The sequence below is a fragment of the Mesorhizobium sp. CA5 genome, assembly GCF_020165105.1.
Lineage (GTDB): Bacteria > Pseudomonadota > Alphaproteobacteria > Rhizobiales > Rhizobiaceae > Mesorhizobium.
The window spans coordinates 149,269-172,496 of record NZ_JAIUHJ010000002.1 but is presented as its reverse complement, the minus strand read 5'-3'; the positions used below and the strand labels follow the sequence as shown (position 1 = coordinate 172,496).

At 64.2% G+C, this 23,228-nt stretch carries 22 protein-coding genes; 5 read left to right on the top strand and 17 right to left on the bottom strand.

Annotation, left to right across the window (positions count from 1 at the left end):
* Positions 1 to 12 precede the first annotated feature (12 nt).
* Positions 13 to 1,140 (top strand): WD40 repeat domain-containing protein, encoded by a 1,128-nt coding sequence (locus tag LB529_RS03770; protein ID WP_224710232.1) that lies wholly within the window; start codon positions 13 to 15, stop codon positions 1,138 to 1,140.
* A gap of 34 nt (positions 1,141 to 1,174) precedes the next feature.
* Entirely contained in the window at positions 1,175 to 1,348 is a 174-nt protein-coding gene (locus tag LB529_RS03765) for a hypothetical protein (RefSeq protein ID WP_181174704.1), read from the top strand.
* 157 nt (positions 1,349 to 1,505) lie between these two features.
* Here the strand turns inward: LB529_RS03765 and LB529_RS03760 are convergent, their stop codons facing one another.
* The 3 genes from LB529_RS03760 to LB529_RS03750 all read right to left on the bottom strand — a co-directional run bounded on the left by LB529_RS03760 (position 1,506) and on the right by LB529_RS03750 (position 5,314).
* On the bottom strand, positions 1,506 to 2,630 hold the full coding sequence (locus tag LB529_RS03760; RefSeq protein WP_224710231.1) for an FAD-dependent oxidoreductase: 1,125 nt from the start codon (positions 2,628 to 2,630) through the stop codon (positions 1,506 to 1,508).
* Positions 2,631 to 3,119: 489 nt separating this feature from the next.
* On the bottom strand, positions 3,120 to 4,001 hold the full coding sequence (locus LB529_RS03755) for an NmrA family NAD(P)-binding protein (protein ID WP_224710230.1): 882 nt from the start codon (positions 3,999 to 4,001) through the stop codon (positions 3,120 to 3,122).
* A gap of 32 nt (positions 4,002 to 4,033) precedes the next feature.
* Positions 4,034 to 5,314 carry a serine hydrolase domain-containing protein gene (locus tag LB529_RS03750; RefSeq protein WP_224710229.1) on the bottom strand — a complete coding sequence of 427 codons (1,281 nt, stop codon included), beginning with the start codon at positions 5,312 to 5,314 and terminating at the stop codon, positions 4,034 to 4,036.
* Between the two features lie 174 nt (positions 5,315 to 5,488).
* Between LB529_RS03750 and LB529_RS03745 the strand changes: the two genes are divergently transcribed.
* Entirely contained in the window at positions 5,489 to 6,391 is a 903-nt protein-coding gene (locus LB529_RS03745; protein WP_224710228.1) for a LysR family transcriptional regulator, read from the top strand.
* Positions 6,392 to 6,446: 55 nt separating this feature from the next.
* Here LB529_RS03745 and LB529_RS03740 read toward each other — a convergent pair whose 3' ends face one another.
* The 8 genes from LB529_RS03740 to LB529_RS03705 form a co-directional block, all read right to left on the bottom strand.
* Positions 6,447 to 7,193: an ABC transporter ATP-binding protein gene (locus tag LB529_RS03740; protein ID WP_224710227.1), complete on the bottom strand. Its 747-nt coding sequence runs from the start codon at positions 7,191 to 7,193 to the stop codon at positions 6,447 to 6,449.
* Entirely contained in the window at positions 7,190 to 7,918 is a 729-nt protein-coding gene (locus LB529_RS03735; RefSeq protein WP_224710226.1) for an ABC transporter ATP-binding protein, read from the bottom strand. The genes LB529_RS03740 and LB529_RS03735 overlap by 4 nt, the downstream gene beginning before the upstream one ends.
* Positions 7,905 to 8,993 (bottom strand): branched-chain amino acid ABC transporter permease, encoded by a 1,089-nt coding sequence (locus LB529_RS03730; protein ID WP_224710225.1) that lies wholly within the window; start codon positions 8,991 to 8,993, stop codon positions 7,905 to 7,907. Before LB529_RS03730 ends, LB529_RS03735 begins: the two co-directional genes overlap by 14 nt.
* Before the next feature lie 7 nt (positions 8,994 to 9,000).
* Positions 9,001 to 9,870, bottom strand: a complete 870-nt coding sequence (locus tag LB529_RS03725) for a branched-chain amino acid ABC transporter permease (RefSeq protein WP_224710224.1) — start codon at positions 9,868 to 9,870, stop codon at positions 9,001 to 9,003.
* Between the two features lie 86 nt (positions 9,871 to 9,956).
* Complete coding sequence (locus LB529_RS03720) at positions 9,957 to 11,189, bottom strand: ABC transporter substrate-binding protein (RefSeq protein ID WP_224710223.1); 1,233 nt, start codon at positions 11,187 to 11,189, stop codon at positions 9,957 to 9,959.
* Between the two features lie 272 nt (positions 11,190 to 11,461).
* Positions 11,462 to 12,361 (bottom strand): amidohydrolase family protein, encoded by a 900-nt coding sequence (locus tag LB529_RS03715; RefSeq protein WP_224600582.1) that lies wholly within the window; start codon positions 12,359 to 12,361, stop codon positions 11,462 to 11,464.
* 5 nt (positions 12,362 to 12,366) lie between these two features.
* Entirely contained in the window at positions 12,367 to 13,353 is a 987-nt protein-coding gene (locus tag LB529_RS03710; protein WP_224600581.1) for an aldo/keto reductase, read from the bottom strand.
* Positions 13,354 to 13,614: 261 nt separating this feature from the next.
* Entirely contained in the window at positions 13,615 to 14,364 is a 750-nt protein-coding gene (locus LB529_RS03705; RefSeq protein WP_095768598.1) for a FadR/GntR family transcriptional regulator, read from the bottom strand.
* 77 nt (positions 14,365 to 14,441) lie between these two features.
* Here LB529_RS03705 and LB529_RS03700 point away from each other — a divergent pair, with 77 nt between their 5' ends.
* Positions 14,442 to 15,431, top strand: coding sequence for an NAD(P)-dependent oxidoreductase (locus tag LB529_RS03700; protein WP_224710222.1), 990 nt, complete (start codon positions 14,442 to 14,444; stop codon positions 15,429 to 15,431).
* A 19-nt stretch (positions 15,432 to 15,450) separates the two neighbouring features.
* On the opposite strand, the gene LB529_RS03695 is transcribed toward LB529_RS03700, so the two are convergent.
* Together LB529_RS03695 and LB529_RS03690 are read right to left on the bottom strand one after the other, a co-directional pair.
* Positions 15,451 to 16,230, bottom strand: a complete 780-nt coding sequence (locus LB529_RS03695) for a FadR/GntR family transcriptional regulator (protein ID WP_224710221.1) — start codon at positions 16,228 to 16,230, stop codon at positions 15,451 to 15,453.
* A 3-nt stretch (positions 16,231 to 16,233) separates the two neighbouring features.
* A complete protein-coding gene (locus LB529_RS03690) occupies positions 16,234 to 17,676 on the bottom strand; it encodes an FAD-binding oxidoreductase (protein ID WP_224710220.1) in 1,443 nt (480 codons plus the stop codon).
* A gap of 162 nt (positions 17,677 to 17,838) precedes the next feature.
* Between LB529_RS03690 and gloA the strand changes: the two genes are divergently transcribed.
* Entirely contained in the window at positions 17,839 to 18,252 is a 414-nt protein-coding gene (gene gloA / locus LB529_RS03685; RefSeq protein WP_095768594.1) for a lactoylglutathione lyase, read from the top strand.
* Positions 18,253 to 18,335: 83 nt separating this feature from the next.
* Here gloA and LB529_RS03680 read toward each other — a convergent pair whose 3' ends face one another.
* The 4 genes from LB529_RS03680 to LB529_RS03665 all read right to left on the bottom strand — a co-directional run bounded on the left by LB529_RS03680 (position 18,336) and on the right by LB529_RS03665 (position 23,047).
* Complete coding sequence (locus LB529_RS03680) at positions 18,336 to 19,304, bottom strand: ABC transporter permease (RefSeq protein WP_095768593.1); 969 nt, start codon at positions 19,302 to 19,304, stop codon at positions 18,336 to 18,338.
* A gap of 4 nt (positions 19,305 to 19,308) precedes the next feature.
* Positions 19,309 to 20,811, bottom strand: coding sequence for a sugar ABC transporter ATP-binding protein (locus tag LB529_RS03675; protein WP_224710219.1), 1,503 nt, complete (start codon positions 20,809 to 20,811; stop codon positions 19,309 to 19,311).
* A gap of 5 nt (positions 20,812 to 20,816) precedes the next feature.
* Positions 20,817 to 21,800 carry an ABC transporter permease gene (locus LB529_RS03670; RefSeq protein ID WP_224710218.1) on the bottom strand — a complete coding sequence of 328 codons (984 nt, stop codon included), beginning with the start codon at positions 21,798 to 21,800 and terminating at the stop codon, positions 20,817 to 20,819.
* A 164-nt stretch (positions 21,801 to 21,964) separates the two neighbouring features.
* On the bottom strand, positions 21,965 to 23,047 hold the full coding sequence (locus tag LB529_RS03665) for a sugar ABC transporter substrate-binding protein (RefSeq protein ID WP_224710217.1): 1,083 nt from the start codon (positions 23,045 to 23,047) through the stop codon (positions 21,965 to 21,967).
* Positions 23,048 to 23,228: the final 181 nt, after the last annotated feature.

Genomic DNA, 23,228 nt, shown 5'->3' with positions numbered 1-23,228 from the left:
AAGGGAGTGGCCATGAACCAGCACGCGATACAGAACCTCACCTTGTTCGACCTGCTGGCGAGAAGCTGGTGCCGTCCATCGGCGATCGCCGATCTGCGCTTCAGCGCCGATGGCTCGACCGTCGCCTTCACGTGCATCGATGGAACGGTTGCCATAGCGGCAGTCGCGGACCAGGAACCGCCGGAGCAGCGGATCAGGGTGAGCGGCGATCTCGGCCAAACGACGATCCGCCCAAGGGAAAAGCCGCCAGTGCCACTGGTAGCGACCGCCGTTCTGGCTGATGGCGATGTTCCGCTCGCAAGCTATCTTGGGTCCGATTTTCTCGTCGGGACGGCGGCCGGCGATGTGGCCCGGCTGAACGCGGACGGCTCTGTGATGGAGACGCTGGTCAAGATCGCCGGACCTGCCGTCGCAATCGACTATAGTCCTCGGACGGGCATGGTGGCCGTCAGCAGCGGGCAGGACATCTTTTTGGCGCGCGGCGGGATCGAAGCAGTGAGGCTGCAACGCGACGCGCCACCATCCACGGACGCGCTTGCCTTCTCACCAGGCGGGAGGAGGCTTGCCTGCGGTCAGGAGCACAGGTTGTCGACCTGGATGGTCGAAGGCGAGCCCACCCCGATGCGCGATTTCGCCTTTTCAGCGCACCCGATGTCAATTTGCTGGAGTGGCGACGGCGCCTGGCTGGCCTGTGGGCTCGAAACCGGAGGCCTTGCTCTGGTCAGCGCAAGTGATGACCGAACTGCAATCGTGGCGGGATTTCCATCGTCAGTCCGGACGGTATGCTGGAGCGCGCCGGGGGACGCGCTGTTTGCGTCGGGCGCATTCCGGATTGCCGGCTGGTCGATGACCGCGCCGCCACTTGACGGCGAAACCTCCGGCGCTCTGGAGACGGGCCGCGCCGGGTTGGTTCCGGTCGAGGCCGTGGCCGCCCATCCGCAGAAGAAACTGATTGCGGCCGGCTATGCCAACGGTCGGATCACCGTCGCCCAGATCGGAACGCGGGACGAACTCCTCGTCAGACCCCTGGGCAGCGCGGTGACCGCGCTTGCTTGGTCCGGCGACGGACGGCACCTGGCGCTAGGCACCGTCGACGGTACCGCCGCGATCATCACCTTTCCCGCCCAGATGTTCAAATAGGCCAATGCGGGCCGCAAGCGACAGGAGAAGAAGGATGCAGACCGAACTTACCCCTGAGGACAAGAGCAAGGATGAATTCTTCGAACGGCTCGCCAAACTGTCGGAAGAAATGGTCGCCAAGCACGGTAAGGATTTCAGCATGGGCGCGCTGGTGCTGGCTGCCCGCTGGATTGCCGAGAACCGTGTCGGTCAATTGAAGACCAATTGACCATCAAGACGCTCGTGACAGGTCGCGCTCCAACATCAACTCCTCGAAATTCGCTGGAAAGATCGAAACAGCCTATTGTCTCGAAAGGTGCTGTGCCGACCAAACTTCCGAAGCGGCGATCGAGGGGGGTTCGAGCCTACGTTTTGGGCCATATCTCTCAGCCCAAGGCGCTGAAGAGGTCGGCGACGCTCTGAGGAGCCTCGGGTCCGAAGAACCGAGTGAGGTTCTGCGCGCTGGTTTGCGCAACGCTGGTGCTGCGAGGGAACAGACGCTGTTCGTATTCGGCGATGGCGGCTTCGTTGTCGTTTTTGACGGCGATCGCAACAGCCAGCTCAGCGGCGTCATACATCGCCAAGTTGGCGCCTTCACCAGCGAAGGGAGACATTAGGTGCGCGGCATCGCCGAGCAGCGTCGCGCCTGGCACGTGACGCCAGCGATGGTCGACCGGCAGCGCGTAGATCGGCCGTATCACGGGCGAGATATCGGTGTTTGTGATCAGCGCGACCAGCGGTGCGGCCCAACCGTCGAACTGCTCGGCGACCCGGGCGAGACCGGCGCGTGCCTCCGTGAAGTCGATGCTTGATGCCCAGCTTTCCGGCTTGTTGATCGCGACATAGACGTGAACACTGCCGTCCGCGTTGCGATGGGCAAGAATGCCCTTGCCCGGCGCCACTGCCATCAGCGTGCCTGTGCCGATGATCTCAGCGTTTGCGACGCTGCGCGGATCGTCCGCCGACAGATGCGTCTCGATGAAGCAGGTCCCGGAATATTCAGGCTTCGTCTGGGACAAGAGCGGCCGCACCCTCGACCACGCGCCATCGGCGCCTACGAGCAGCGACGTCGTCGTGCCAGTGCCGTCGACGAATCGGAGCTCGTTTCGGCCGTCGCCTCTCGACGACACCGACGCGACCTTGTGTTCCCAATGGATCGTGCCCTGCGGCAGGGCATCGATCAGCATCTTCCGCAGCTCACCGCGGTCCACCTCCGGGCGCTTGCTGAAGGGATTACCGGGCTTGTCGAGCAGCACTGTGCCATCTCGATCGACGACGCGCTTCGCGTCCTCGCTGGGACGCACCAGCCGCTCGAACTGCTCGAACAGACCGGCCACCCTCAGAGCATGCTGGCCGGTAGCTTCATGCATGTCGAGCAGCCCGCCCTGCACGCGGGCGCTGGGCGATGCCTCTGCCTCGTAGATCACGGCGGCGATGCCATTGAGATTGAGAATGCGGGCCAGGGTGAGGCCACCCAAACCTGCGCCCACAATCGTGATGGGATACTGCATAGCGCGCTCCATGTCTTGCGATCCGTGCCGACGGAGCACGAAATCGGGAGCCCAATCTGTCGTCAGGCTCGTGCTGTTGGAGCCGCTGGCCGACCGCGAAACGGTCGGCGTATGCGCGAAGCCCAGTGATGCGGGCGTCGTTTTTCGCGACGTGCAGGTCTTACGGCTTTGCACCCGACAACGCAAGTCGGGTGTCTGCTTCGCCCAAGCTCGACGTTGGCGCCCTCGTCGGCTTCAACGACCGGGGGCCGACGTCCATGCAGGCCGCCGACATTGTGGTGCGACTTGATTGTCACCGACGGGCCGCCCGAGAAGGAGACGCTCTCGACGACCGGCTGGGCGTCTGCCCCCGGCACGCGGAAAGTACCGAGGCCGAGCCGAGGGATTGCGACGCCCCTTGTGATGATGGTGTCCATGAACTCGCTTTTCTGAGTTGATGCTTCGGGGGGACGCTGCACCGCCGGTGTTTCGTGCCCGCAGCTATCGACCTCAGCCAGCCGCCTCGGAGCAGTTCTGGCCGACGAGGTCCGTGACAACGTCTTCGAGTGTCACGGTACCATTCATCGCCGACCTGCCGTCGTCGCGGAACGCGATCCAGCCCTCGTTGAAGCCGTCGATCATGCGAATTCGGGGCAGCGGATTGCGCGTGCCTTGCCCGCGGAAGAGCGCTTCCCAACTGTCGCGCGTCACGATCTCGACCCGCACCGGATGGTCCAGCGCCTTGGCGAAGGCATGGGCGAGGTCGTTTGGCGACACGCGCTGAGGCCCTTCCAGCTCGACGATCCGCGTTCCGGTCCAGTCCTCGCGCAAGAGCGCAGCTGCGGTGCGCCCGACATCCTGCGTCGCGACCATCGGGAAGGCCTTGTCGGCTGGCTGCAGGCAGCTGCGCAGCACGCTTTCATCACGCGCGGCGGCAACGTCCCACAGCGCATTCTCCATGAACCAGGCGGGCCGAAGGAAGGTTATCGGCAAGTCGAGCTCGCCGAGCGCTTCCTCAAGCAGGGTGCGCTGGGTCAGCAGGTTCTCGTGCGCAGCGTCGGCGCCGATGGTCGACAGGCACACCACCTTGCCGGGACGGGCCGCGATGAGGGCCGCCGCCAGCGCCGCGATCACGCGCCGCGCCTCGGGAAAGCCTGGCTCGGGATCGAATTCCGACGGCGGCAGGATGAAGACGCCCTCGACACTGCGGAAGGCGGCTGTGAGGCCCTCCGCATCATTCATCTCGGCAAGGGCGACCTCACAGCCCTGTCTGATCCATGGCCCAGACTTAGCCTCGTCGCGCAAGACGGCGCGGACGGAAAGCCCGTCGGCAAGCAAAGTGCGCGCCAAGGCGCCGCCGACTTTGCCGGTGATTCCGGTGATTGCAAACATATCGGTTCTCCTTTGGTTGGGATCGCGCCGACTCAGGCGAGTCCGGCATAGAGCTCGCGCTCGAAGGCACCGTAGAGGGCGACGACCCGCTCGTCGTAAAAGGGCAGGATCTGTGTGAAGAGCGCGCCGGTGACATGCTTGACCGGATCGAGCCAGAAATAGCAGTTGAGCAGGCCGGCCCATGAGATGCTGCCCGCAGAGCGGCCGTTCGGCCCAGGCTGCGTGTTGATGTCGAAGGAGAGGCCCCATTTGTGCGGCTGGCCGGGGAATTGGTCGAAGCTGCGCGAATAGGACGGATGCGCCGAGCGCATCTCGTGGACGTTCAGTTCGCTGATCTGGTTCTGCATCATCAGCGAGACCGTCTCCGGACGGAGGATACGCGCGCCATTTAGCGTCCCGCCGTTCAACAGGGCCTGCAGGAACGTCATGTAGTCGCGCGGGGTCGAGAAGGCGCCGCCGCCGCCCATGAAGAATTCCGGCCGCTGCGGCATCTCAAACGGCGCCGGCTCCAACCCGCCATCTGCGCGCCGGTTCTGGAAGGTGGCGACATGCTTCTTCTGTTCGCTCCCGATCAGGAAACCGGAGTTCCGCATGCCGAGCGGCGCGAAGATGTTTTCGCGGAAATAGACTTCCAGCGACTGGTCCGAGACGGCTTCCACCAGCTTGCCGACCCAATCCATGCTGATGCCGTATTCCCAGCGTTCGCCGGGATCGAATTCGAGCGGCGCCGTGAAGGCGGCATTCTTGCAGGTGGCGATGTCGGGCATGCCGGTGACCTGCTCGTAGCGGCTCAGCGCCTCGCTCCAGACCGAATAGGTGAAGCCGGAGGTGTGGGTAAGCAGATGCCGCACCTTGATGGCGCATTTGGCGGGGCGCAGGCGCGGCGCACCGTCGGCGGCGAAGCCTTCAAGGACCTGGGGCGCGGTAAGTTCGGGCAGATACTTGGCCGCGTCGTCATCGAGGTCGATGCGGCCCTGTTCGATCAACTGCATGCAGGCGGTGGCCGTGAAGGCCTTGGTCATGGAGAGCAGCCAGAACACCGTGTCGGCCGTCATCGGCGCGCCGGTCGCAACGTTCGACCTGCCGAAGCTGCCTTCGTAAACGAGGCCATTGCGGGTGGCTGCCATGGCGACGACGCCGGAGACGTCGTCACGGGAGACGCCGGCGCGCAAGGCGGCGTCGATTGCGCTCGCGCTCAGAAGGGATGCGACGGGCTTCGTTGCAGCCAGAGCGGGGCTTACGGTGTCGAGCGCCAGAATGGCACCGAGCAGGCCTCCGCGCTGGAGAATGGTTCTGCGTGTCAACTGGTTCATGACTGGCTCCTTTGAAGGTTCTCAGGAGGGCGGCCGATGGCTGCTCACCCGACAATGGAGCCGTGTGTATGCCGAGATATAACGTGATTCACGCGCATTAAGATCAGTGCTACGGTGACTCAAAATCATTGCGGTTTCGAGGTGGCGTCCGTTAGTGGACGGTAAGGAGAAGGAATGGTTTTCGACACGCGGCTCCTCACCGGCGTCGGCGTCCTTGCGGCGGTGACGGAGGCCGGGAATTTCGCCCGGGCGGCCGAAATGCTCGGCGTAACGCCCTCAGGCGTGAGCCGGGCGGTGGCGCGCCTGGAAGCGAGGGTCGGCGTCCGCCTCTTCGACCGCAATCCGCGCGAGGTAAGCCTCACCGAAGAAGGGCGGCGCTTCCATGCGCAGGTAATGCCATTGCTTGCCGGCCTCGACGAGGCGGCAGCCGAGGTGGCAGGTGCCGCTGCGGTCGTGCGCGGCAGGCTGCGCGTATCAGTCGATCCCTGGTTCGCGCGCATGGTGCTCGCGCCGACGCTTAGGCAGTTCCTGGCACGCTATCCAATGCTGCAACTCGATCTATCCACAAGCAACTATCGCGAGGAGATGATGGCGGGGATAGACGTCGCGGTACGCTTCGGCCCCCCGGACGATTCAACGCTCATCGTACAAAAACTCCTCGAAACGCCGATCCTGACGGTCGCCGCGCCGGTATATCTCGATCGTCATGGCGAGCCGCGCTCGCCTCATGACCTCGTCCATCACGAGGCTTTGCTCTTCCGCGATCCTCAGACGGGACTGCCATTTTCGTGGGAATTCTATCGCGGCGGCGAGATCGTTGAGGTCAAGGTCACAAGCCGCCTGGTGCTCGACGATCCTTCCGTCGCGGTCTCCGCCTGCGTGGCGGGTCAAGGGGTGTTCCAGAGCCTTGCCGTGGGTCTCGCGCCCTTCATAGCACGCGGCGAATTGGTGCGGATTTTGCCGGATTGGTCGGAGGAGCTTTATCCACTCTATGCCTACCATCCCTCGCGCCATCTACCCCCTGCAAAGGTCAGAGCGTTTCTGGACTTCATCCAAGAGGTCGCTGCCGGATTGTGATTTGCTTTTATTTCACGCGCCCCCTTCGGGCTATCGCCGTTAGACACTGCGAATATTAAGCCTGCGAGGAACTTTGGTTCTGCCGTGCCCTCTTGCCGAGATAGAGCTCCTGCATGACCGACGACTGTTGCAACTCTTCGATGCCGCCTGAAGCTACGATGCGCCCGGAATTCATGAGATAGCCTTGCTCGGCCACCGAGAGTGCCAGTCCGGCGTTCTGCTCGACGAGCAGCACCGCGGCGCGGAACTTCTCGCGCACGTCGATGATGATGCCCTGCAGCTCCGAGACCAGCAATGGCGATAGCCCGAGCGACGGCTCGTCGAGCAACAGGATGCGTGGCCTGGCCATAAGGCCGCGCGCGATGGCCAGCATCTGCTGCTGGCCTCCGCTGAGCGTCCCGGCCTTGGCGCCGCGCTTCTTGGCAAGGATGGTGAAATAGCTTTCCATCAAGGCGATGTCGGCTTCGATAGCATCCCGGTCGTTGCGGCAGTAGGCGCCGAGCAAAAGGTTCTCGCGCACACTCATGTCGGCGAACACACGGCGGCCTTCCGGCACCATCACGATGCCGAGCGTTGCTTTTTCGTCGGCGTGAAGCTTGGTGACGTCGCGGCTCTCGAAGGTCACCGTGCCGCGCCGCGGCTTCACCACGCCGGCGATGCAACGCAGCAGCGTCGTCTTGCCGGCGCCGTTGGGTCCCAGAATGGTGACGATCCCGTTTTGGCCGACCGCGAGCGAGACGTCGCGATTGACGGCGACGGGCCCGTAGCCGGTGTCGACATGCTCGACGGCAAGCAGGCTCATGACGCGGCCGCCTTCTTGTCGGGACCGAGATAGACCTCGCGGACCTTGGGATCGGCGAGCACCTCGCCCGGCGGGCCTTCCGCAATCTTGGTGCCGAAGTCGAGCACGACAAGCCGGTCGCAAAGCTCCGACATCATGTCCATGTCATGGTCGATCAGGCACACGCCGATGCCTTGCGGCGGCAGCTGCGCGATGACCGCCGCGAAGGCCTGCGCTTCGCTGTCGTTCAGCCCGGCGCCGGGCTCGTCCAGGAGCAGGAGTTCGGGCGACACACCGAGCGCGACGGCCAGCCCAAGGCGTCTCAGGCTGCCGAAGGGCAGCGATCCCGCAATCGCCTTGCTAAGCGGCGCCAGGCCGACAAACTCGAGGATCATGCCCGGTGACGCCCAGCGGCCGTCTCCCTTCCTGCCCTGCTCCCAGGCGATCCGGACGTTCTCGTCGACGGTCAGGCCCGGAAACGACATCGCCTGCTGGAACGTCCGCACCAGCCGCTTTCGCGCGATGCGATGCGCGCCGATATTGGTGATGTCCTGCCCATGCCAGAACACCGTGCCGCCGGTCGCCGGATGGACGCCGGTGACGACGTTGAACAAAGTTGTCTTGCCGGAGCCGTTAGGGCCAACGATACCGACGACACGGTCGGTGTCGATGTCGAGATCGATGCCGTTGAGCGCGACGACGCCGCCGAACTGCTTGCGCAGGCTCCTCACCTCAAGCGCGGCCATTCGAACCTCTTTGCTTTTGCGTCTCGAAGCCGCCGGTAATCGCGCAGTAGATGTTCTTGATGCCGGCGCCGACGCCGCCCGGCAGCAGCAGGATTACCAGGAGCAGACAGACGCCGTATGCGATGCGGGAATCGACCGGATCGAGGTTCAGCACCTCGGGCAGGAAATTGACGACGACCGCGCCGATCAGCGGCCCGTAGAGATAGCGGGCGCCGCCCAGCATGACCATCAGCGCGAGGTAGAGGCTGGGAAACGCGCCGAACAGTGTCGGCGAGATGTGGCGCAGATAGTAGAGCTGCAGCACCCCGGCGAGGCCCGCGAACAGGCCCGAGACCATCAGCACGCCGAGCTTGTGCAGGTCGACATTGATGCCGACCGAACGCGCCAGTTGCTCGTTCTCGCGGATGGCCCGCAACGTCCGCCCGTAGCGCGAATTGCCGATGAGATAGGTTGCCACAACCGCCAGGAACAGCGCCGCCAGGACCAGGTAGTAATTGTTGGAGAGCTTGTCGAAATTGATGCCAGGCAAGGGTGTCACCGAGTCGACGTCGAGGCCGGTCGCCGATCCGGTGAAGGTGCCGCCATTGGTCAGCACGATGACGAACAGCGCGCAGAAGCAGAAGGTGATGATGATGTAATGCTGGCCGCCGACCCTCAGCGTCGGCAGGCCGATGACGCCGCCGACGATCGCCGACAGCGCCATGGCGAAGGGCAGCGATGCCCACAAACCCAGGCCGAGCTGCACCGACAGGATCGCCGAGGCATAGGCGCCGACGCCCATCAGCGCCGCATGGCCGACCGACATGATGCCGGCCTGGCCGAACTGCAGGCCGAGGCCGTAGAGCCCGATCGCCGTATAGAGCGTGGTGATGGCGATCGACAGGAAGCGGTAGCCGAGGCCGAGCCAGGGCAAGGCGATGAGCAGCACCGCCAAAAGGATGGCCGTGATCGCCTGGACGCCGGCCGGCAGGGGAACGGCGGCGTTGTCCGCCGTCAGAAGCGCCAGGCGATCCCGTGCTCTGGCGCCTTCTGGCGCGGCGCCTGTCTTGCCGGCGCTGTTGTCGGTCACTGGCATCGACATCTCACGATGCCTTGGGGCCGAGCGTGCCGCCGAGCAGGCCCTGCGGCCGCAGCACCAGGATCAGGATCATCACGACCAGCGAATAGGCGTCGGTCCATTCCGGATAGCCGTAGCCGGCGCTGAGACCGTCGACCAAGCCGAGCACCAGGCCGCCGACGACCGCGCCGCCGACATTGCCGAGGCCGCCGATCAGCGAGACGGCGAAACCACGGATGATGATGACGCTGCCGGTAAACGGTGTGATCGGAAACAGCGAGATCATCAAGGCGCCGCCTATTCCGGCAAGCAGGCTGCCATAAATGAAGACGCCGGTGACGTAGCGGCGCACCGGAATGCCCATCAGCTCGGCGGTGTCGCGGTCCGCAACGCTCGCCCGCAACGCCATCCCATAGCGGCTGCGGGAGATGCCGAAATAGGTGATCGCCACGATGACGGCCGTTATCGCGACGACGATCGCGCGCATGGCGATGATGTCGACGCCGCCGATCGTCCAGACCAGGCCGACCGGGTCGGTGATGCTTTTCTGGAATTCGTTGAACACGCGGATGACCGCGTGCTGCAGGATCACGCTGAGGCCGATCGACATGATGAAGCCGTTCATCGGCCGGTCGAGCGTGAAGCGGAACAGGCATCTTTCGGCGGCAAAGCCGAACGCGCCGACCAGCAGTCCGGCGAGCACAAGGGCCACGAAGAAGTTCATGCCCATGCCGACCATGAACCAGGTCGCCATGCCGCCGACCATCAGGAACTCGCCATGCGCGAAATTGACGATGCCGGCGAGACCGAAGATCAGCGTGATGCCGATGCCGATGAGAATGGTGACGCTGGCAACCGAGAGGCTGTTCACCAGTTGCTGCACAAAAATGTCCATAATCAAATCCGGGTGGCGAGCCTGCAAGGGGAGGATGGGCGGAACCTCGCCGCCCATCCCGATGTCGGATTTTGTCGGGGGCCGGTTCAGCCGCCGTTGTCGCCGGGCGGCGGAGCGGCCGGCGGCTGCTCGACCGCGCATTTGAACTGGTCGGATGTGTTGGGCTCGACCATGCAAACCTCGGTGGCGAAGGTGACCTGGTGGTGCTTGTTGAATACAAGCGGCACCGGCGACACGACGCCCTTGTAGTCCGACTTCAGGAGCTCCGCGACCACCGCGTCCGGATCGTCGATCTTGCCGACCTTCTCCAGCGCCTTGGCGTACCAGAAGAAGTAATCGTAATAGAGCAGCGAGACCGAGGACTGCGGGCCCTTGGCGGCGCCGAGGCCGAAATACTTGTCGAAATACTGCTTCACTTCGGAGTATGGCGATGAACCCCAGCAGACCGGCACGCAGCTCAGCGTCACCGGCACATCAGCCTTCAGGCTGCGCTCCTGATAGATGCCCGGATCGACGCCGAACAGGAAATAGGACGGCGCCACGCCGAGCTTGAGAGCCTGCGGGAAAGCGGTGAGCGTTGAATCGCCATTGTACCAGAAATGCACGATATCGGGCTTCATGCCCTTGATGCGGGTAAGCAGCGGCGAAAAGTCGGTCGTATCCGGCGGATACTGCACAAGGTCGACTTTCTGGCCTTCCGCCTCGAGCGCCTTGACATAGTGCGACGACAGATACTGCCCGGTCGCGTCATTGCCGACGAACACCACCGAATGCTTCGGCGGCGACTTCAGCTGCGGCGTCAGAAGCGAGAGCACGCCCTTGGCGGTGCTGCCGCTGCGCTGCCATTCCTGCGGCTCGCTCTGGAACGTGTAGTGAAGCCAGCCATCCTCGGCGACGGCCTTGTCGTCGAGCACGGCGCCGAGCGAGCTGTTGCCGGAAAACTGCAGGACCTTGGCCGGGCCGGTGATCTTGGCCATGGATACCGAGAAGTCATGCGTCTCGGTGCCCCAGATCGCCTTGACGCCGATGTCGTTGACCAGCTCGCGCGCGGCCGCGATAGTGACGTTCACATCCGTGCGGTTGTCGCGGACATAGAGCTTGATCTTGTAGGTCTTGTCGCCGACCTTGATGCCGCCGGCGTCGTTGATCTGCTGCGCCGCCAGGTTCGCGGCGCCGACGATGGTGTTGCCGGCCGAAACGAACGAGCCCGATTGCGCGGCGATGACGCCGATGGGCAGCTCCTCGTCGGCGCGGGCCGTCTGCAAAGCCATGGCGAGCCCCGCGGCCGCGATGGTCAATCCAAGTCCTAGCTGTCTCATGCATGTTCCTCCCGTTACATGGCCAACTTGTCATACAACCCTATTACCATGTAACAGTGGTGTCAACTCCGGCGCGGAGTGCGCGGCCGGGAGGCGTCGTGTCGCCCCCTTTGGTTCTTCCGTATCTGATCTCAGCTTGGGCGAGGAAGTTCATTGCAGTCGGTGCGAGGCGCTGGACAAAGATGCCCAACGCAGAGACATGCGCCGCGATCATGTGCTGATGAATGTGGCCCGGCAACCGCAAGGCGGGAGGGCTCAGAGCCTTGCCACCGTCACAGCGACAAGCGGTAGGCCTCGACGGCAGAAGCGCCAAAAATGTGCGAACGTTCCTCTTCGGTCAGCCCGGAGAGGCAATCGTCGAAGGCGCGTTTGACCGTCTGATAGTCGGCTGCGACCAGGCAGACCGGCCAATCCGAGCCGAATAGGCATCGCGACGGGCCGAAAATGGAAAGGACCTCGTCCACATAGGGCTGCAGATCCTGTTGCTTCCAGTGCCGCCAGTCGGCTTCCGTGACCATTCCGGACAGCTTGCACCAGACGTGGTCCCGATGGGCCTTGAAGCCTTGCATCAATCCGGCCCATGGCTCCATCGCGTGCTGCGCAATGCGCGGTTTTGCGATGTGGTCGACCACGAAACGCAAATTGCGATGCCGCGCCACCGTCTCCAGGGCAGCCGGAATCTGCGGCTCCTTCAACAGCAGGTCATAGGCGAGCCCCGCTTCGGCGACAGCCGCCAGCCCGCGCTGGACATCGGCGCGCAAGAGCCAGTTCGGATCCGCCTCGTTGTGCACGAGGTGACGGATGCCGACCAGGTAACGGCCATCTGGCCGCGCCTTCAGCTCGGACAGTGTGGCCGCCACCTCGGGATCGGCGAGGTCCACCCATCCCACGACGCCAGCGACGAAATTGGTCCGGCTGGCTGTCTCCAGGAATGCGCGCGTCTCGTCGAGCGAATGCCATGTCTGGACAAGGATGGTCTTGTCCACGCCGGCCGCCGCAAGCGCTGGCCGAAGATCGTCGGGCGAAAACACCCGGCGGATGGCGGCGTAATCCTCCGTCATCCAGCCACAGGACCCGTCCACCGGATCCCAGAAATGCTGATGTCCGTCGATCACCAGTTGCTTACCAGAAACCGGTTGCTTACCAGCAACCAGGCGTTCGCCGCTGCGCATGGCGCTCACCAGCGCTGGTGGACGGAGGCCTTGATGCGCCGCTCATAGATGTCGGCGATGCGCTCCATCAATTGCGGCGACAACGCCGGCAGGTCGGACGCGGCGGCGTTCTCTTGCGCCTGCCTGACCGATTTGGCGCCCGGAATGGTGACCGTCACCGCCGGGTTCATCAGGATCCAGCGCAGCGCCCATTGCGCCATGGTGGCGCCTGGCGGCAGCAGCGCCCGCAATTCCTCGACCGCTTGCAGGCCTTCCTCGTAATTCACGCCGGCGAATGTCTCGCCGACGTCGAAGGCCTCGCCCTTCCGGTTGTAGCTGCGGTGGTCCTTGGCGCTGAAGCTGGAATCGCTCTTGAACTTGCCGGACAGGAGCCCGCTGGCCAGCGGCACCCTGACGATGATGGCAACGTCCTTCTGGCGCGCCATGTCGAAGAACAGTTCCGCGGGCCGCTGCCGGAAAATGTTGTAGATGATCTGGACGCTGACGACGCCGGGGTATTGCAGCGCCTTGATGCCTTCCTCGACCTTCTCGACACTGACGCCGTAGTGACGGATCTTGCCTTCCTCAACCAGCTTCTCCAGCGCATCGAAGGTCTCGGGCTGATAGAAGACTTCTGTCATCGGACAATGGAGCTGCACCAGGTCCAGCACGTCGACCTCGAGATAGCGCAGGCTGCGCTCGACGAAGCTGGTCAGGTTCTGGCGGTTGTAGCCTGAGGCGACATGCGGGTTCAGCCGCTTGCCGGCCTTGGTGGCGACCATCGGCCTCGCGCCGCCCCGCCCCTTCAGCGTCTTGGCGATCAGCTTTTCCGCCCGGCCGTCGCCATAGACATCGGCCGTGTCGATCATCGTCACGCCTGAATCGAGCGCCGCATTAAGCGCCGCGATGGCGTCCTTCTCCTCGACGTCGCCCCAATCGGCCCCGATCGCCCAACTGCCGAAGCCGATTTCCGACACTTGCCAGCCGGTGCGGCCAAATCGCCTTTGATGCATAGAAACCACTCCTGAAAAACCGCGTCCTCTTGACGGGTCATCCCCACAGGAATATCAGATCGAATGGTTGTATGACAACCCTGTAAGCATGCAAAAGGTGATGACCGAAATGCTGGTTTTGGATCTACCGGCGGGCTGGAGGACGACGGAATGTTCCTGGCATGGGCGCATAATGCCAATCACGGCCGGCCGCACTTTGAAAGCCGCGTCGTAGCTGCCTCTCGCGAAGCGCCATGCGCCGCTCGGGCGACCTCGCCCGATCTACTTCAGATGTGCGGTTCCGTCTCGGAGCTGCTCGAAGCGCTTGTAGGAACGGGAAAGATGCAGCCGCATCGCGCGCTGCGCCGCCTTGGCGTCGCGTGCTGCGATGGCATCATGGATCGCCCGGTGCTCGCGCCGCGTCCGCTCGAAATGCCGCTCGCGCTCGTCGGGCTCCATCTGGTCGAATTGCGTCCATTGGCGCGGGATCATCGCAGTGCCGAACGTGTCGAAGAGCCGGCTGAAGTAGGCGTTGTGCGAGGCGAGCGAAATCGCCCGATGGAAAGCCGCATCCTCGGTCGCGGCGAGACCCGTTTCGGCGATCGCCCGGTCGATTGCGTCGAGCTGCTTAGCCATAAGCCCAAGGTCCTTGGCGGTCCGGCGCGTGGCCGCCAGCGCCGCCGCCTCCGCCTCGACGCCCATGCGCAGCTCCAGCACCGCCAGGATCTCGTCGATCGATTCGACATCCGTCGGCACGATCGAAAAGGTTTTCGGCGGGGGCTCCTGGGCCACAAAGGCGCCGAGGCCCTGCCGTGTCGTGATCAGCCCCCGTGCGCGCAACGATGCCAGCGCCTCGCGAACCACCGTCCGGCTGACGCCCGTCGCGTTGACGATCTCCTGCTCGGTGGGAAGCCGCTGGCCAGGCGCAAGATCGCCGGCCTCGATCTGCGCGGCAAATTTCTCCACCAGTTCGCCCCTGAGATTGGGGGACTGGCGAATGGCGCCGAACATTGCTCCCTGGCGATCCGTCATCGGAAAACCGGCCTCTTAAATCGATTCTCAGGCCAAGGATCGCACCGCTTGGTTGCAACGGCAATCTTTCGTTTCCAATGCATGCCCCCCGGAAGTGCACAGCGGTTCCCGGACAACGACATGCATCAAAACAGAAATTCCAACAGCACTGGAAGACCAACATGAAGCAGAAAATCGGCTTTATCGGCCTGGGCGCGATGGGCTCGGGCATGGCTGCCAACCTTCTGGCTAAGGGCTGGCCGCTGACCGTCTGGGTACACCGCAACCAGGAGGCGGCGCTGAAGCTTGTCAGCGCCGGGGCCCGCCAGGCGGCGACACTACGCGCGCTCGCTGAAGGTTGCGACATCGTTTTGATCTGCGTTACCGGTTCGCCGCAGGTCGAGGCGGTCGTGAAAGGACCGGACGGGCTTGCAGCCTCCGGCAAGCCGCTATTGATAGTCGACTGCTCGACCTCTAACCCCTCCTCGACGATAGCGCTTGCCGCCGAACTCGCCGCCAATGGCGTGACGTTGATCGACGCGCCGTTGGCGCGCACGCCCAAGGAAGCCGCCGAAGGCAAGCTCGATGTCATGGTCGGCGGCGCGGCGGAAGCGGTCGCCCGCGCGCGACCAGTGCTCGAAGCCTTCGCCGCGCGAATTATCCACACCGGCCCGACCGGCAGCGGCCACACCATGAAGCTGCTCAACAATTTCGTCTCTATGGGTTATTCGGCGATCTATTCCGAAGCGCTGACGCTGGGAGCAAAGGCCGGGCTGACGCCGCAGGTCTTCAACAGCGTCATTTCCGGCAGCCGCATGGACTGCGGCTTTTACCAGGCCTTCTTCGACTTCGTGCTCAACCGCAACGAGAACGCCCAGCGCTTCGCCATCGCCAATGCGCTGAAGGACATGACCTATCTCGCCTCTTTCGCCCAGGCCGCCGGTATTGCCAACCCGGTCGGCGCCGTGGTCCGCAACGGTTTTGCCACGGCGGTCGCTACGGGGCACGGAGAAAAATTCGTGCCGGCGCTGTCGGATATTGTTGCTGAGCTCAACGGCGTTTCATTGATTGAGGCTGCGGCCGAGTGAGGGAGGTGGCTGCGCGGCCCTACCCCGCCGCCCGCCCGCGCACGGCCTTTCGCAACCTCGAATGCCGTGTCGGCGACGCGGCCACAGCGTCGCCGCCTGGCAGTCCAACGCGTGAGGCCGCACCGGCCAGATGCCGCGTCATTGCCGCGCTCGCGCCCTTCGCGTCGCCGGCCTTGATCGCCGCCAGGATGCGTTCGTGCTCGCCCAGGGTCGTGCGCGCCATGTCGTCGGACTTCTGCTGATTGCCGGCGGCCAGGATGCTTTCGCGCACCCGCTCCGAAACGAAGACGAGAAACTGGCCCATATAGGGGTTCTGGGTCGCATCGGCGACCGCACGGTGGAAACCGAGATCGTTCTTCAGCCAGGCAACGCTGCCATAGGGAGCCATGCGCATACCGTCGAGCGCCTGTTCCATCGCCACGATATCCGCATCGGAACGGCGGGTCGCGGCCAGCGCGGCGATCTGCACTTCCAGCATGCCGCGCAGCTCGAAAAGATTGCGAAAGGAATCCGCCCGCTGCAAGGTCTCATAGTCGATCGTCAGCACCGTCGCGTTGGTAGCGTCGGCAACGAAGGCGCCCCTGCCCTGCTGCGACCAGATGCGGCCTTCGGAGCGCAGCCTTGCGATCGCCTCGCGCACCACGTTGCGGCTGACCCCGAACGTGGTCGCCAGTGCCTGTTCGGTCGGCAGCTGATCGCCGGGTTTGAGGCGTCCTTGCGCGATCTCGCGCGAGATGGAACTCGCCACGAGCGTGGAGAGGTGCGGACCGCGATTGACCTTGTCGAGCTTCAGCGTCATCGCTCACCTATAGTCGAGCGCGGATGCGGACGCCAGAATGCGGCCGTTGCTCAATATATGGCGCGGATCGAAAGCATCCTTGATGCCTGCGGCGAGATCGAGCGTCACCGGATCGATGCGGTCGAGGAAGGCCCGCTGCTTGACCCGGCCGATGCCGTGCTCGGCGCTGATCGAGCCGCCATAGCGGTCGACGACGGCGAAAATCTCCGCTTCCGCCTCCTCGAACAGATGCTCGATCGCCTCGGCCCCCATGCCCTCCGGCGGCACGACGTTGAGATGGATGTTGCCGTCGCCGACATGGCCGTAGGTGACGGGCAGCGCGTCGGGTCTCGCCCGTCCAAGTTCGGTGAGCGCGTCGGCGACAAAATCGGCAAGCTTGGAGATCGGCACCGAGACATCGGTGCGCAGATAGCGGCCGCCGCGGCCCTGCCGCTCGACCATGATCTCGCGGTAAAGCCACAGGCGCTCGGCCTGCGCCCGGGTCGATGCCACAATGCCGTCCTCGACAAGATCCTCGACGCCGGCGAGAAAACTCAAAAGCATATCCTTGAGGGCGATCAGCCCACCGGACGAAACCTCGATCAGCACATAGGCGGGATAAGGCTTGCCGAGCGGATCGGGGAAATCCTTGCCCTCGCGCATGGTGATCTCGATACCGCCGCGCAGGATCAACTCGAAGGCGGTTAGCAAGTCGCTACAACCGCGCCGCGCCCGCGCATAGAGCGCCATTGCATCCTCGACGGAGCGTAGGCCGACAAGCGCCGTTTCGATCTGCGTCGGCTTGGGGAAGAGTTTCAGCGCCGCCGCGGTGACGATGCCGAGCGTGCCTTCCGAGCCGATGAAGACCTGCTTCAAATCGTAGCCGCGATTGTCCTTGCGCAGCACCTTCAGCCCGTTCCAGATCCGGCCGTCGGCCAGCACGACTTCGAGGCCAAGCACCAGGTCGCGCGTCATGCCGTAGCGCAGCACGTTGAAGCCGCCGGCATTGGTGGCGACATTGCCGCCGATGCGGCAGCTGCCTTGCGCTCCGAAGGTGATCGGCAGGATGCAGTCGCTCTCCTCCGCCGCGCGCTTGGCGTCCTCGAGGATGCAGCCGGCTTCGACCACCATGGCGAAGTCGATCGGACTGATCGAGCGGATCCTGTTCATGCGCTCCAGCGAGACGACGACCTCATTGCCGTCAGCCGCCACCGCCGCGCCGACAAGGCCGGTCAGCCCGCCCTGCGGCACGACGGGGATGCGCTCGGCATGACAGTGCCGCATCAGCGCCGACATTTCTTCCACCGAGCTGGGCCGCGCCACCGCCAGCGGGCGGCCGACATGGTCGCCCGACCAGTCGCGGCTGTAGCGCGCCAGGTCTTGCGGTTCGGTCAGCAGCCCGCCATCAGACAGCACGCCGGCTAGGGCGGCGATCAGCGATGCGGAAATGGGCGGCACTGCATTCATGAATTGAACCTGGACCTTCCGGAAACGACTGGACAACCACTAATCTTGTCGTGTTATCATACAACCCTGATTGAGAACATCAAGCGATAGCATGCTTCTTCCCGAAGCCGCTTGATGTGGATGGTCAGACCGGCAAATCACTGAATTCGGAGGACTTTCCCAATGAGCGACGCCCCCGGCTTTCGCTATATGCACACCATGATCAGGGTGCTCGACCTCGACAAGTCGATCGCCTTCTACACCGAGGTGCTCGGCATGACATTGCTGCGCCGCGACGATTATCCCGGCGGCAAGTTCACCAATGCCTTTGTCGGCTATGGACCCGAGGACAAGGAAGCCGTCGTTGAGCTGACGCTGAACTGGGGCCGCGAGGAACCCTATGAGATCGGCACCGGCTTTGGCCATCTGGCGCTCGGCGTCAACGATATCTACGCCGTCTGCGCCGAGCTCGAGAGGCGCGGTGCCAAGATCCCGCGCAAGCCCGGACCGATGCAGCACGGCACCACTCACATCGCCTTCGTCGAGGATCCCGACGGCTACAAGATCGAGCTGATCGGCCTGGACACGATGCAGTAAATTCAGCCCGGACCGCACCGGCTCATTGCCGATGCGGTCCCACTGCGTCCGCGTTTGCTTGGGAGGCGGTGCGGATCGGTTCGTCACTTGATGACCGCGATCTTGCTGCGGTCGATGGTTATGGCGACGGCGGCGATCAGCACCGCGCCGAACACCATGTTTTCCAGGAAGATGTTGACGCCGACGAAGGTCATGCCGATGCGCACGATCGAGATGATCAGCGCGCCGACCGCGGTGCGCGCCACGCCGCCCAACCCGCCGGTGATGGCCGTGCCGCCGACGATGACGGCGGCGATGGCGGGGAGCAGCAGCTGGTTGGCGAGCACCGGCGAGCCGCTGGACAGCCTGGCCGCCAGCACGACGCCGGCGATGGCCGCCAGAATGCCCGATGCGGCAAAGGCGATGATCTTGGTGCGGTCGACATTAATGCCGGCCGCCCACGCCGCCGGTTCGCCGGCCCCGACCGCGATCGCCTGGCGGCCGAAGCGGGTGTAACGCAGCGCGAGGAAGCTGACGATGCCGATCAGGGCCGAAATCAGCACCACCATCGGCAGGCCGAAAATCGTAGCGTTGATCCACGCCGTCTTTTCACGCCCGGCTTCCTCGATGGTGATGGCGCGGCCGTTGGAGACCCAGAGCGCCAGGCCCGTGACCACGCCGCCGGTAGCCAATGTCGCCACGAAGGACGGCACGCGCAGCTTGACATGTACGATGCCGCTCAGCAGCCCGAAGGCGAGGCCAGACAGGATCGCCACCGGGAACGCGGCGAAGCCGAGCGAGGGCAACAATTGCGCCAGCATCACACTCGCCAGCGAGGCGACCGCCTGGATCGACAGGTCGATGCCGCCGAGCAGGATGGCGAAGGTGACGCCGGTCGCCAGCATAAACAGCACGGCGGTGTTGGCAAAGAGCAGCGCCAGCGTCTCGCCGGTCAGGAAGCCGGGCGCGGCGATCTCGATGATCAGCAAAAGGGCGACAAGCAGCACCAGCGGGATGGCGCCTTGCGTCCACTTGCCCTCGAAGACCTGCTTGATGGAAAAACCTTCATTCATCGGCTTACACCATCGCTCGTAGCAACTCGACCTGATCCGGCTTGTTGCCGGGGCTGGCATCGAAGCGCGCGGTGATCTCGCCGTCGCGCATCACCAGAACCTGGTGCGACAGGCCGATCGTCTCCTCCAGTGTGTCGGAGATCAGAAGGATCGCCACGCCTTGGTCCGAGAGGTCGCGCACCAGCTCGTAAACCTCTTCCTTGGCGCCGACATCAAGCCCGCGCGTCGGGTGGTCGAGCACCAAGATGCGCGAGCCCGCCGTCATCCAGCGCGCCAGCACCACCTTCTGCTGGTTGCCGCCACTGAGCTTGCGGCAGGCGGCGTCCGGTCCTGGCGCCTTGATGCTGAGCCGCTTGATCCAGTCAGCGGCAAGCCGCCGCTCCTTGCCGTAATCGATGGCCCCGTTGCGCATGACGCTCGAGAGATCCGCCAGCGAAATGTTCTCGGCGATCGACAGGAACATCACCAGGCCTTCGAGCCTGCGCTCGCGCGGCACATAGCCGATGCCCTTGCGCACCGCCGGCTCTGGCGAGCTGAAGCGAACCGTCTCGCCGGCGATCTTCATCTCGCCCGCATCATGTGGCAGGAAGCCGCCGACCGTACGGGTAACCTCCTCGCGTCCGGAGCCGACGACGCCGGCGATGCCGACGATCTCGCCGGTCCGGATGGTGAGATCAACGCCCTTATAAAAGCCATTCGCGCCCAGCCCCTTCGCCTCGACCATGATCTTTTCGCGCGGCGGCTGCTGACGGGCCTCGCGATAATATTCGGCCTGCAGCCCGCGCCCGACCATGATCTCGTGCAGCTCCGGCGCGGTGACTTCCGCCGCGCGGTGTTCGGCCACGACCGCGCCGTCCTTCATCGTGTAGACGCGGTCGGAAATCGCCAGCACTTCGTCGAGGCGATGCGACACGAAGACGAAGCTGGCGCGGGATTTCAGCGAGCGTACCCGCGCGAATAGAACCTCGATATCGGCGGCGTTGAGCACCGAGGTCGGCTCGTCGAGCAGGATGAGCAATGGACGTTCGACCATCTCCTCCAGCGTCAGCGCCTTGGCAAGCTCGACCATCTGGCGCGCGGCGAAGGTCAGTTCGGAGGTGCGCGCGGTGACGTCGATGTCGACGCCGATCTTGGCCAGTTGCCGGCGCGCCGCAGCATTCATGGCGCGCCAGTTGACAAGACCGAAGCGGGTGAAGCGGTCTTCTTCGCCGAGATAGATGTTTTCGGCGACGGTCAGGTTGAGCACCAGCGATTGTTCCTGGAACACCATGCCGATGCCGTTCCTGGCCGCGTCGCGGGCGTTGCGTAGCTTGAGCTGTTCGCCGTCGAGGGTGATCGTACCACCATCCGGCCGATAGCCGCCGGCCAGCAGGCGCATCAGCGTCGACTTGCCGGCGCCGTTCTCGCCGATCAGTCCGACCACCTCGTTCGGCCGCACCTCTATGGAGACGTCGCGCAACGCCTGGACGCCGGGGAAATTCTTGATGATGCCGGTTGCCTGCAGCATGGCGCTTACTTCACGATCTTCAGGCGAACGCGGTCGAGCGACAGCGCCACCGCCGCGATGATCATCAGGCCCTGCACCGTCTGCTGGATGTAAGGCGAGATGCCGAGCAGGATCATGCCATTGGCCAAAACGGTGACGATCAGCACACCGATCAGCGTATTGACGACGCCACCCTCGCCCCCGGTCAGCGCCGTGCCGCCGACGACCACCGCGGTGACCCCGGCAAACAGCCTGCCGTCGCCGATGACGGCATGCGACTGACCGAGCTGCGCCGCGGCAAGCACACCGGCAATGCCGAAGAAGAAGCCCGCCAGCGCGAACGCCGCTATGCGCACGCGCGTGACGTTGACGCCGGAGAGCCTGGTCACGTCCTCGTCGCCGCCGATCGCCAATATGTGGCGGCCAAGCCTGGTGTGATACTGGATGACCGCTGCAAGCGCGAACGCGCCGAGCGCGACCCAGACCGCCAGCGGCAGGCCGAGGAAACGGTGCAAGGCGAGATTGCGGATCGAGGCGTCGTTCAGTCGTATGGCCGAGCCGCCCAGCATATAGACCGACAGGCCAAGTCCGATGAACCACATGCCGAGCGTCGCCATGAAGGACGGGATGCGCAGCATCGTCTGGACGAGACCGCTGATGAGGCCCATGACCGTGCCGGCGGTGATCGCCGCCAGAACTGCCCACCAACCATAATCGTTGCCGTTGCTGTCATTGGCGGCGAGCAGCACCACCACCATCGCCGCCACCGACAGCGTGCCCTCGACGGAAAGGTCGATGCTGCCCATCAGAATGATGAATGTCAGGCCCATCGCCAGTGTCAGCGGCACGGCGGCGGAGTTCGCTAGCCGCACCAGATTGCGCAGCTCGATGAAATTGGGATTGGCGATGGTGATCAGAACGCACAGCACGACCAGCACCGCCAACGGCGCGAGCCTGCGCCAGCGCCTGCCGCCGAGCATGATGGCGATGCGGCCGGGGAGGAATGTCATAAGCGTTGTCCGCTCGATGTCCGAAACGGACTTCAGAGGTTCTGTATCGATTGTCAACAAACCGCTTCCCGTCTCCTGGTGACAGGCGTCGTGGCCGCGGGCGCAAGACGCCGGCAAAAAGGGGCGGGCCGTCGCCAGGGAGAAGCCGGCCCGCCCCAAACGGGTCAGGCCCGGATCGCTCCGGTCACCCGGCCCCAGAGATCGTTCCAGTTGATCTCGGGCTTCGCCTCGACATTGGTCTTGTAATATTCCTCAACATTGTCGTGCGAGATCAGCACCGCCTTGCCGTAGAATTCGCGGTGTTCCGGCGGCTCCTTGGCCGGGTCGAACTTGCCAGTCTTGGCGTTGTAGCCGATGGCGAGCCCCATGCCACCCTGCCAGAACGGATCCGAGGTGATCGTGCAGGCGAACTCGCCGGTGCGCACCGCGTCGACCGCCGTCTTGATGCCGTCGACACCGACGATCGGCACCTTGCCGGCGAGGTTTTCGGCGCGCAGCGCTTCGAGCGCACCGGAGCCCATGTCGTCATTGGCGGCCCAGATGCCCTTGATGTCGTCACCGAAGCGGGTCAGCAGATTGCCCATCAGGTCGAAGGCCTCGGTGGATTTCCAGTTTGCGACCTGGAAGTCGAGCAGCTTGATGTCGGGGTTCGCGGCGAGCGCAGCATCGAGGCCCTTCTTGCGTTCAATCGCGGCCGTGGTCGAGATCAGGCCGCCGAGCGCGACGATGCCGCCCTTGCCGCCGATGGCCTTGAACAGGATCTCGGCGATGGTCTTGCCGCTGGCGATGCCGTCGAACTCGATATGCGAGACATAGTTCGGGTTGAAGTCCTTGGGGTGCAGGTCGGCAGGCTTGTTCCACTGCGTCACCACATAGGCGCCGGCCTTGGCGCAGGCTTCGACGATCGGGCGCGCGTCGGGCGTGTCGTTGGGATCGGAGTTGAGCACCATGTTGCCGTTGGTCTTGGCCAGCATCGCTTTGATATCGGCGATGCCCTTCTCGCTGTTGCCTTCCGAGACCAGCGTGACGTGCTCCAGCCCGGCCCATTTGGCATAAGCCTCGGCGCCGGTCTTCCACACCGCGTGGTAGGGATTGGACAATGAGCGGATCGACGTCACCAGCGTCGGCTTGTCGGCCGCGCGCAGCACATTCGGCATCGCCAGCGTCGCCGCCCCGGCGGCAGCGCCCAGCATCAAGGTCCGGCGGCTCAGCCTGCCGGAAAAAACAAGACCATTGCTGTCCTTCATTTCGAACCTCCCGATTGAATTGTTTCCGCCCGGCTCGTGCGCAGGGAGCGCGGCCGGGTCCTCCGGAGACGGGCCGTCAAGTTCCTCTACTTGTACGACAACCCTTCAACACGGCAACCATACCCTTTCTCTTGACGTGGCACAAGCGACTTGAGATCGTCGCGCGTAAAAGCGCGAGGCC